Genomic DNA, 7,214 nt, shown 5'->3' with positions numbered 1-7,214 from the left:
GCGGCGGTGAGATCCCAGTCGATCCAGGAGATCTCGTTGTCCTGGCAGTACGCGTTGTTGTTGCCGCGCTGCGTGCGCCCCATCTCGTCGCCTCCGCAAATCATGGGCACCCCCTGTGACAGGAGCATGGTCGCCATGAAGTTGCGCTTCTGCCGCTCGCGGGCGCGCACGATGTCCGGCCGGTCGGTGGGGCCCTCGACGCCGAAGTTGAACGAGCGGTTGTCGTCCGCGCCGTCGCGGTTCCCCTCGCCGTTCTCCTCGTTGTGCTTGTGGTTGTACGACACCAGGTCGTGCAGCGTGAAGCCGTCGTGCGCCGTGACGAAGTTGATGGAGGCGTGGGGGCGGCGCCCGTCGCTCTCGTACAGGTCGCTGCTGCCGGTGATGCGGTAGCCCAGCTCGCCCAGCGTGCCGGGCTCGCCGCGCCAGTACGCGCGCACCGTGTCGCGGTACTTGCCGTTCCACTCCGCCCAGAGCACGGGGAAGTTCCCCACCTGGTAGCCGCCCTCGCCCACGTCCCACGGCTCCGCGATCAGCTTCACCTGGCTGATGACGGGGTCCTGGTGGATCACGTCGAAGAAGCTCGAGAGCCGGTCGACCGCGTGGAGCTCGCGCGCCAGGGTGGACGCGAGGTCGAAGCGGAAGCCGTCGACGTGCATCTCCTGGATCCAGTAGCGCAGCGAGTCCATCACCATCTGCAGCGTCTGCGGGTGGCGCAGGTTGAGCGAGTTCCCCGTCCCCGTGTAGTCCATGTAGAAGCGGGGATTGTGCGGCACCAGCCGGTAGTACGTGGGGTTGTCGATCCCCTTGAACGACAGCGTCGGCCCCAGGTGGTGCCCCTCCGCCGTGTGGTTGTAGACGACGTCCAGGATCACCTCGATCCCTTCGGCGTGGAGGCACCGCACCATCTCCTTGAACTCCCGCACCTGCTCGCCGTAGTCGCGGGCGTGCGCGTACCGCCCGTCCGGCGCGAAGTAGTTGATGGAGTTGTAGCCCCAGTAGTTCGTGAGCCCCTTCTGCTTGAGAAAGAGGTCGTCCGCGAACTCGTGGATGGGGAGGAGCTCGATGGCGGTTACGCCCAGCGACTTGAGGTGCCGGATGATGGACGGATGCGCCACCCCCGGGTACTTGCCGCGCAGCTCCGGCGGCACGTCGGGGTGCAGGCGGGTGAGCCCCTTCACGTGCGCCTCGTAGATGACCGTCTGGTGCCAGGGGATGCGCGGCGGCTCGTCGCCCCGCCAGTCGAACGAGTCGTCCACCACCACGCCCTTGGGGATGGCGCGGTGGTCGGGCTGGTCGTCCAGCACCCAGTCCTCCCCCGGCTGCTCGAAGGGGTAGGCGAAGGGGTGCCCGTCCCAGCGGATCTCGCCGGCCAGCGCGCGGGCGTAGGGGTCGATCAGGAGCTTGAAGGGGTTGCAGCGCTGGCCGCGCGCCACGTCGTAGGGCCCGTTGACGCGGAAACCGTAAAAGGTGCCCGGCATCACCCCCGGCACGTAGCCGTGCCACACGAAGGCCGTGCGCTCGCGCAGCCGCACGGTGCGCGAGGGCTCCGGGTCGTCCGGGCGCTCGAAGAGGCAGAGCTCCACCTCGTACGCCAGCTCGCTGTACACGGCGAAGTTGGTCCCCTCGCCGTCCCAGCGCGCGCCGAGGGGGTAGGGCTTGCCGGGCCAGGCGGTCTCGGCGTCCTCCAGGAACCCGGGGACCTGCTGAAACGGGGTGTTGCGGCGGGGCGGCGCCGCGGGGGGCAACGAACTGGGCATCTGCGTGGGTCAGGGCGTGTGGCGGGGGCGTGCCCGCTTCTTGCGAGTGGCCGCCGCCCCGCCCCGTGGGCGGTTTAAGCGTTATCCACCCGTGTGACCATAGAGATCGTGCAGCCATCCGAACAAAGGGCCGCCCCGGACGGGGCGGCGAACGCGGGACGCATCCCGCGCGCCACCTACCGCATCCAGTTCAACCGCGGCTTCACCTTTCGTGACGCGGCGGAGATCGTGCCGTACCTGGCGGAGCTGGGCGTGAGCGACCTGTACGCCTCGCCGTACCTGCAGGCGCGGCCGGGGAGCATGCACGGCTACGACATCACCAACCACGAGGCGCTGAACCCCGAGATCGGCACCGAGGCGGACCACGCCCGGCTTTCGGCGCTGCTGCGTGAGCACGGACTGGGCCACCTGCTGGACATCGTCCCCAACCACATGGGGATCGCCGGGGCCAGCAATCCGTGGTGGATGAACGTGCTGGAGAACGGCCCTTCGTCGCCCTACGCGCGCTTCTTCGACATCGACTGGAACGCCCGCTCGCCGGACCTGCAGGGCAAGGTGCTCCTTCCCGTGCTGGGCGACCAGTACGGGTGCGTGTTGGAGGCGGGCGAGCTGAAGCTGGTGTACGACTCGGGGCAGTTCCGCGCGGAGTACTACGAGAACTGGTTCCCGGTCGCCCCCGGCTCCACCGCCGCCGTGCTGCGCGAGGCGCTGGACCACGTGCGCCTGAAAGAGGACAGCGAGGAGCGGATGGAGCTGGCGAGCATCGTCACCGCTCTGGAGAACCTGCCCCCGCGCGGCAGCACCGACGAAGCCAGCATCGAGGAGCGCAACCGCGAGCGCATCGTCACGCGCCGCCGCCTGCACGCGCTGTACACGGCGAGCGCGGAGGTTCGCGAGGCGCTGGACGGGGCGGTGAAGACCTTCAACGGCACCGTGGGCGACCCGCGCTCCTTCGACCGGCTGGACACCCTCCTCTCCGACCAGGCGTACCGGCTGGCCTTCTGGCGCGTGGCGGCTGAGGAGATCAACTACCGGCGCTTCTTCGACGTCAACGACCTCGCCGGCCTGCGCACCGAGGTGCCGCAGGTCTTTCAGGACACGCACCGCCTGATCCTGCGCCTGGTCCGCGAGGGGCGGGTGACGGGGCTGCGCATTGACCACCCGGACGGCCTCTTCCATCCGCGCGAGTACCTGCGCGAGCTGCAGCGCGAGACGGCGGGGATCGAGGCGAAGGAGCAGTTCTACGTCCTCGTCGAAAAGATCCTCACGGGCGACGAGACGCTGCCGGACGACTGGCCGGTGGCGGGGACGGTGGGGTACGAGTACATGAACCGGGTCAACGGCATCTTCGTGGACCCGGCGCAGGCGCAGCGGATGGACGACCTGTACCACCGCTTCGCGCGCAACCGGTGGAAGTTCCACGACCTGGTGTACGACAAGAAGAAGCTGATCCTGCGCTCGTCGCTCATCAGCGAGCTGACCGTGCTGGCGAGCATGCTGGACCGCCTCTCCACCGAGAACCGCTGCTACCGCGACTTCACGTGGGGCGCCCTGCGCGACGTCCTCCGCGAGATCATCGCGTGCTTCCCCGTGTACCGCACCTACGTGGACGCCCACGCCGGCGCCGTCTCCGACGACGACCGCCGGTACGTGGACCAGGCGATCCGCGCCGCCAAGCGCCGCAACCCGGACGTGAGCAGGTCACTCTTCGAGTTCCTGCACGACGTGCTGCTCCTGCGCTGGCCAGACTCGCTGAGCCCCGAGGCGCGGGAGGACCACGCGCGCTTCGTGATGAAGTTCCAGCAGCTCACCGGCCCCGTGATGGCCAAGGGGGTGGAGGACACCACCTTTTACCTGTACAACCGTCTGATCTCGCTGAACGAGGTGGGCGGCGAACCGGACCGCTTCGGCATCACCCCGGACGAGTTCCACGCCTTCAACCTGGAGCGGGCGGAGCGCTGGCCGGCCAGCATGAGCGCGTCGTCCACGCACGACACCAAGCGCAGCGAGGACGTGCGCGCCCGCATCAACATCCTTTCCGAGATCCCGGACCTCTGGGAGGAGCACGTCTTCCGCTGGGCCGAGATCAACCGCGCCCACAAGCTCTCCGACGGCGCCGACCACCTGGTGCCGGACGACAACGACGAGTACCTCCTCTACCAGACGCTGGTGGGCGCCTGGCCCTTCGGCGAGGTCAACGACCAGGTGCACCAGGACCTCGTCCGCCGGGTGCAGGCGTACATGGAGAAGGCCACGCGCGAGGCCAAGCTGAACACCAGCTGGATCAACCCCAATCAAGCCTACGACGAGGGCCTCAAGGAGTTCGTCGCCACCATCCTGCGCCGCGGCGACAACCCGTTCCTGGACGACTTCGTCCGCTTCCACCCGCCGGTCGCGCGGCTGGGGATGGTCAACTCGCTGGCCCAGACGCTGGTGAAGCTGACCTCGCCCGGCGTGCCGGACGTGTACCAGGGCCAGGAGATCTGGGACCTCTCGCTCGTGGATCCCGACAACCGCCGCCCGGTCGACTTCCCCCTGCGCCGCTCCCTTCTCGCCTCGCTCGAGTCATCGCTGGAGGAGCGCGAGCGCCGCGAGGTCGCCCGCTCGCTGGTGGACGGCTGGGAGGACGGCCGCATCAAGCTGTACCTGACCCAGACCGCGCTCCGTGTGCGCCAGGCCTACCCGGACCTCTTCGCGACCGGCGAGTACCTACCACTGATGACGGAAGGCGAGCGCGCCGACCACGCCGTCGCCTTCGCCCGCCGTGCGGAGGGCGCCGCCGTCATTACCGTCGTTCCGCGCCTGATCGCGACCCTCACCCGCGACCAGGACTTCGCCCTCCCGACCGCGAAGCTGTGGAAGGCCACGCGCATCGTCCTCCCGCCCGACTTGGCGGGCACCTACGTGGACCGCTTCACCGGCGTCGAGCTGCGCACCCGCGACCTGGGCGGCAGCGCGGTGCTGGACGCGGAGGCGGTGTTCGCGGAGTTTCCGGTGGGGCTGCTGGAGCGGGTGGGGTAGGGCCCTCACCCCCGCTCGTTCCTCGCTGCCCCCTCTCCCGATAACAGGAGAGGGCTCCGCCCTCGCCGTTATCGAGAGAGGGGGCGGACACGGCCCCCTCCCCCCGGCCCCCTCCCCCGCCTGCGGGGGCGCAGGGCGGGGGAGGGGGAGAACTGCCGGGTGCTTCGCACAGATCCCGTACGGGCGCGAGTCCTCGCGCCCGCCCTCCGCGCTCCTCGGCCCTCGCGTCCACACACGATCCCGGTAGGGGCAGACCCACGTGTCTGCCCTCCCTTTCCTACGACCGATCCCCGCCCATCGCACCTGGACCCCACGCCCCCTCTCCCGATGACAGGAGGGCGCAGCCCTCTCCTGTTATCGGGAGAGGGGGCAGTCGAGTGTAACGAGACGGGGGTGAGGGCCTACCACGGCACCCGCACCCCCACCCCATCCCCCATCACCACCACCGTCGCGCCGTCCGCGTGCGGATGCCTCCGGTGCAGGGCACGCAGGGCGGCCCGGCTCACCACAACGCTCGCCAGCGCGCCGCCGACGACGTCGCTCGTCCAGTGCTTGTCGTCGTAGATGCGCGACCAGCCGACCAGCGTCGCGCCGCCATAGGTCAGAACGGTCACCCAGGGCCGATCCACCTCCTCCGAGATGGAAGCCGCGAGGGAGAAGGCGACGACCGCGTGGCCGGAGGGGAACGACTGCCAGCGATTATCCGCGTTGAAGGGGCGAAAGTGGAGCGGGTCGTCCGTGGCGGAGGGGCGCTCGCGGCCGACGACGTACTTGAGCGTCCCGTTCACCGCGCCAGCCGCGAGGAGCGCACCGACGATGTGCGCAGTGGAGGAGGAGAGCTCCGGCTCGTCGGCCAGGCGGCCGCCCGCGTAGGCGCCGCCGAGGGCGATCAGGGCGTAGGCGGGGCGCCCGCCGTAGTTGAGGCCGCGCGTGGCCCAGTCCAGCCGCGTGCCGCCGCCGGCCGGGATGGCGCGGTCCACCGGGCGGTCCAGCAGCGCCGCACCGATCAGCACCGCACCGGCGATGAACGGCTCCGCGCGGCGCTGGGCGGCGGCCGGCGTTGGGGCGGCGGCGCAGAGGGCGAGGCAGACGAGGAGGAGGCGGCGCATGGTCGCGGGGCGGGGGAGAGGAGGGGGCGCGGCAAGGTAGAGGACCAAACGGGCGCGGGCAACGCGGCGTTTGCACGGTTGAACGCGGGCGGCCACATTGCACGAAACCGCGCCTCCAGCGCGCACGTACCCCGCCGGACGGCCGGGCCTTCCCCGGCACGGAAATCGCGCCCCGCGAGCGGGCGTCACAACCGGAAAAGGGCATCATCATGCACGAGGGCCTTCGACAGCGTCTGGTCCGCCAGATCGAGGCGCTACCCGACGAGCAGGTCTACCAGGTGCTCGACTACATCGAGTTCCTGGCGTCCAAGTACAACCGCGCCCCGCAACGCGAGCCCAACTCCGTCCAGCGCTTCACCGAGCGGCTGGAGGACCGGATGCGGCTGCAGGGGCTGGCGTACGGCACCATCAAGGGCGCGCTGGGGATCATGGGCACCGCGGGGAAGGTGGTGTCCGGGATCTCGGATGCCAGCCGCACCGTGATCCGCGAAGTGGAACAGGTCGTGCTTGGGCCGGAGACGCCGCGCGACGCCGGGCAGAATGGGGCCGCGCAGCCGCAGATCCCGCCGCGCACCGACCGCGGCGAGGACGGAACGAAGGCGGGGTGAGGGCTCGCCCCGGCGAACTCCATCAACCACGAGAGACATGGCCGACCGCAACGACAGCTCGCGCCGCCGCTTCAGCAGCGACGACGACATGGAATCCGCGGGCGATGCGCCGCGCCGCCGCAGCGTGCTGGACGACGACGACGACCTGGTGGGCCCGCGCACCGTCGCCCCGCGCCCGCGCCGCGGAGGGAAGGGCGGGGGAGCCCCCGATCGCGGCGAGATGATGATGTCGCTGCTGCGCGACCTCCCCAACTTCGGGCGTCTGGTGGTGCGGCTGGCGCGCGACCCCCGCGTCTCCATGCTGGACAAGGGGCTGGTGGTGGCCGCCCTCGCCTACGCCGCCGTCCCCGCGGACGCCATCCCGGACGTCATCCCCTTCCTGGGCGAGCTGGACGACGTGGTGGTGGTGGGCGTCGCGCTGGCGCGGCTGGTGAACAACGCCGGCATCGAGCTCATGCTGGAGCACTGGGAGGGCGACCAGGGCACGCTGGAGGCCGCGCTCGACGTGGTGGAGCGCAGCAGCAACCTCCTTCCCGCGCCGCTCAAGGGAATCCTCCTCGGCAGCCACTAAGGCGCATTCGGGATGGACGGAAGGGGGCCGCGGGGCGTTGACAGCCCGGCGGCCCTCTCCGTATCTTTCACTATGGAACACCTGAACCGCGCGCAACCGAACCGACTGCCCGCCGTCCCCTCCGCACCGCGGAGACGGGACCGGCGGG

At 70.3% G+C, this 7,214-nt stretch carries 5 protein-coding genes; 3 read left to right on the top strand and 2 right to left on the bottom strand.

Annotated features, from left to right (window positions below):
• Nucleotides 1–1,757 (bottom strand): glycogen debranching protein GlgX (gene glgX, locus VF647_23185; GenBank protein HEX8455001.1); only part of this gene is annotated, 1,757 nt, incomplete at its 3' end.
• 93 nt (nucleotides 1,758–1,850) lie between these two features.
• Here glgX and treY point away from each other — a divergent pair.
• Complete coding sequence (gene treY / locus VF647_23180; protein ID HEX8455000.1) at nucleotides 1,851–4,778, top strand: malto-oligosyltrehalose synthase; 2,928 nt, start codon at nucleotides 1,851–1,853, stop codon at nucleotides 4,776–4,778.
• Between the two features lie 401 nt (nucleotides 4,779–5,179).
• On the opposite strand, the gene VF647_23175 is transcribed toward treY, so the two are convergent.
• A complete protein-coding gene (locus VF647_23175) occupies nucleotides 5,180–5,887 on the bottom strand; it encodes a phosphatase PAP2 family protein (GenBank protein ID HEX8454999.1) in 708 nt (235 codons plus the stop codon).
• Nucleotides 5,888–6,096: 209 nt separating this feature from the next.
• Between VF647_23175 and VF647_23170 the strand changes: the two genes are divergently transcribed.
• On the top strand, nucleotides 6,097–6,495 hold the full coding sequence (locus tag VF647_23170) for a DUF2281 domain-containing protein (GenBank protein HEX8454998.1): 399 nt from the start codon (nucleotides 6,097–6,099) through the stop codon (nucleotides 6,493–6,495).
• Between the two features lie 37 nt (nucleotides 6,496–6,532).
• Nucleotides 6,533–7,066, top strand: coding sequence for a DUF1232 domain-containing protein (locus tag VF647_23165; protein ID HEX8454997.1), 534 nt, complete (start codon nucleotides 6,533–6,535; stop codon nucleotides 7,064–7,066).
• The last annotated feature ends 148 nt before the right edge of the window (nucleotides 7,067–7,214 follow it).

Source organism: Longimicrobium sp. (assembly GCA_036387335.1).
Lineage (GTDB): Bacteria > Gemmatimonadota > Gemmatimonadetes > Longimicrobiales > Longimicrobiaceae > Longimicrobium.
Note: the sequence above shows the minus strand (reverse complement) of the source record. Positions and strands in the feature narration are given on the sequence as shown.